This window comes from Intrasporangium chromatireducens Q5-1, from assembly GCF_000576575.1.
Lineage (GTDB): Bacteria > Actinomycetota > Actinomycetes > Actinomycetales > Dermatophilaceae > Intrasporangium_A > Intrasporangium_A chromatireducens.
The window spans coordinates 1-316 of the sequence record NZ_AWQS01000635.1 but is presented as its reverse complement, the minus strand read 5'-3'; the positions used below and the strand labels follow the sequence as shown (position 1 = coordinate 316).

Sequence of the window (316 nt, the reverse complement as noted above, 5' to 3'; positions counted from 1 at the left end):
GATGCCGATGCCGAACAGCAGGTTGTAGACGGACACGTACCCGTCCTGGGTGACGTCGACCATCGTGGTGGTGTCGAACACCGCCCACATCGCTTCCAGCAGCCAGCCCGCGGCGCCGCCGACGGCCTGGGCGAACCAGTCGAACGGGGCCGAGATCAGCGATGCGGCCGCCTCACCGGCCGAGTCGCACACGTTGGAGATGACGGGGATATCGCACAGCGCCATCACGAACCTCCCTTACAGGACAGGGGTGTGAGAGGAGGGCGGGTGCTCACACCGCTTGGCCCACGTCCCAGAAGAAGTTGATGAGCGTCAC

Annotated in this window: 1 pseudogene; it reads right to left on the bottom strand. The window is 65.5% G+C overall.

Going from position 1 to position 316, the window contains the following annotated elements:
• A pseudogene (locus tag N864_RS23215) lies at nucleotides 1-225 on the bottom strand (conjugal transfer protein TrbL); the annotation flags it as partial.
• Nucleotides 226-316 lie beyond the last annotated feature (91 nt).